Origin of the sequence: Streptomyces sp. NRRL S-378 (genome assembly GCF_000720645.1) — a bacterium.
Taxonomy (GTDB): Bacteria; Actinomycetota; Actinomycetes; order Streptomycetales; family Streptomycetaceae; genus Streptomyces.
The window spans coordinates 1-682 of sequence record NZ_JOBX01000191.1 but is presented as its reverse complement, the minus strand read 5'-3'; the positions used below and the strand labels follow the sequence as shown (position 1 = coordinate 682).

The 682-nt window shown below is 72.4% G+C and carries 1 protein-coding gene; it reads left to right on the top strand.

Going from position 1 to position 682, the window contains the following annotated elements; translation table 11 throughout:
- Nucleotides 1–22 precede the first annotated feature (22 nt).
- A partial coding sequence (locus IH80_RS40385; protein ID WP_234432546.1) for an acyltransferase domain-containing protein occupies nt 23–682 on the top strand: 660 nt, incomplete at its 3' end.

Sequence of the window (682 nt, the reverse complement as noted above, 5' to 3'; positions counted from 1 at the left end):
CCGCAAGACGAAGCGTCTGACCGTGAGCCATGCCTTCCACTCGCTGCTGATGGACCCGATGCTCGCGGAGTTCCGTGAGATCGCCGCCGGCCTCACCTATGACGCTCCCCGGATCCCGGTGGTGTCCAACGTGACGGGCAAGGCCGCCGGTACGGAGGAGCTGCTGTCCCCGGACTACTGGGTCCGTCATGTCCGTGACGCCGTCCGCTTCGCCGACGGAGTGGCCACTCTGCACGAACTGGGCGTGACCACTTTCCTGGAGGCCGGCCCCGACGGCGTCCTCACCGCCCTGGCGCAAGAGGTCCTCGACGGTGCCGACGTGCACCTCGCCGCCCTCCAGCGTCGCGGCCGCGGCGAGACCGAGACGGCCCTCACCGCCCTCGGCAAACTCCACACGGCCGGCCGCGCCGTCGACTGGAAGCCGGCCCTCGCCGCGCTCGCCCCCGACACCCGCCGGGTGGAGCTGCCGACGTACGCCTTCCAGCGCGACTGGTACTGGCCGGACGTCTGGGGAGGCACGGTCGACGCCGCCTCGCTCGGCCTCGCCGGCGCCGACCACGCCCTCGTCGGTGCCTGGGTCCCGCTCCCCGAGACGGGTGGGGTGGTGGGTACGGGTGTGCTGTCGGTGCGTACCCAGCCCTGGCTCGCCGACCATGTCGTCTCGGGCACGGTCCTGGTGCCC